This window comes from Nitrosomonas sp. HPC101, from assembly GCF_009833125.1.
Classification (GTDB): domain Bacteria; phylum Pseudomonadota; class Gammaproteobacteria; order Burkholderiales; family Nitrosomonadaceae; genus Nitrosomonas.
Window position 1 is genome coordinate 1 of sequence record NZ_QRCC01000016.1, and the last position, 1,424, is coordinate 1,424.

The window sequence follows — 1,424 nt, forward strand, 5'->3', positions numbered from 1 at the left end:
TCGATGCGATCCACTTGACATAGGAGCGTCAACGCGCCGATGGAGCGGCTGTTTCGCAGCTTGAAAACAGAGTGGGTACCGTCAATGGGTTACCACAGTCTCGCTGGCTGCCCGGAAGGATATCGGCAGTTATCTGATGGGGTATTACAATCAGCAGCGGCCCCACTCCTTTAATGGCAGGTTCGCTCCGACAGTGGCAGAAGAAAAACTTAAAACCGTGTCCGGAATTAGTTGACCACTACAATGTCACCTAGAGTTAACAAGAAGAGTGCCGATATCGATTTCTTAGCAAGAAAATTACAAACTGTCCAAGAAATGTAAGCTCAATAATCGAAAGATTATATTTTTTAATATTCAACAAAGGTTAAAAAATGAAAAAAGTTTTTTTGATTTTTGTAGTGTTTTTCGGGTTAAATTTATCGGTGCTAGCGGGAGTAGATATCAATACAGCAAGTCAGACCGATCTTGAATCGGTAAAAGGTTTGGGACCAGTCAAAGCAAAAGCAATAATCGAATACCGGGAAAAGCATGGCACGTTCAAGTCGGTAGAAGATTTGAGCAATGTAAAGGGTATCGGTGCCGGTACACTCAAACAGCTAGGTGATCAGGTAAGTGTTCAAGAGGAAACAACCTCAAGCGAAGTTAAAACTCATTAATTAAAAATCAGTATTTATTAAAATTTATCGGGTAGCTCATATCACGCTTGTTGGCTATCCGATAAATCTATTCAGCCAATAAAATATAGTTTTCCTGATTAGCAATCACTCCCCAATCAATCGAATCACGAGCAAGGGTTACTGTGCGCAGATTGAATCATGCGGGGGCATGCGGCCAGATATCTGGCCGTATATTTTTGGAAGCTGAGCGTATGGTATCTCTCGCTCAAGCTGGTCTTGAAATTACCGAACTAGTCTACCGTACTGTAAGTCAACCCCACAGACTGCAATCAATCAATCTATTTATCCATTCTGGACGCTAGTCAATCAATGCCCATGGCCGGATAGTTCGGCCCTGTACCGATCCTTAAGCTCACTTACCTCCCAAGTGTACTTGCAGAAAGGCGGGGCAACCCCGTATGCTTTCGTCTTCTTTTATCTCTGCGTGGATTTAGTTACTAGCCCTCGAAGGAGAATTGCTTGAGGGCCAGCATACTAAAAAGCAAATACCTCGTTGCTTATGGCGGAGAACTTTATTTCCAAATAGATAGAAAACATGCCTAGGAAATATCAAACTTTATCGAACTAAATTACTTTTGCTAAGTATTTTTTTTCTTTTTTGCTGAGAGGAAGAAATATCCAGCGCCTGCGATGATGATCAACAATGGCCAGAAATACATATTCATTTTGAATTTACCTCCTGTTCCCACAGCAAAAGGGAAGCGCGACACATGTTCTGTTTGATTGTCTTTAACTGTTACCAGCCCT

The 1,424-nt window shown here is 42.1% G+C and carries 1 protein-coding gene and 1 pseudogene; both read left to right on the forward strand.

Annotation, left to right across the window (positions count from 1 at the left end):
* Positions 1-30: 30 nt before the first annotated feature.
* A pseudogene (locus ABO04_RS12160) lies at positions 31-235 on the forward strand (integrase core domain-containing protein); the annotation flags it as partial.
* 136 nt (positions 236-371) lie between these two features.
* Complete coding sequence (locus tag ABO04_RS10875) at positions 372-656, forward strand: helix-hairpin-helix domain-containing protein (RefSeq protein ID WP_160810688.1); 285 nt, start codon at positions 372-374, stop codon at positions 654-656.
* The last annotated feature ends 768 nt before the right edge of the window (positions 657-1,424 follow it).

What these genes read in the sequence shown, in the direction of transcription:
- ABO04_RS10875 (WP_160810688.1), top strand. Translation starts at nt 372, where the DNA reads ATGAAAAAAGTTTTTTTGATTTTTGTAGTGTTTTTCGGGTTAAATTTA.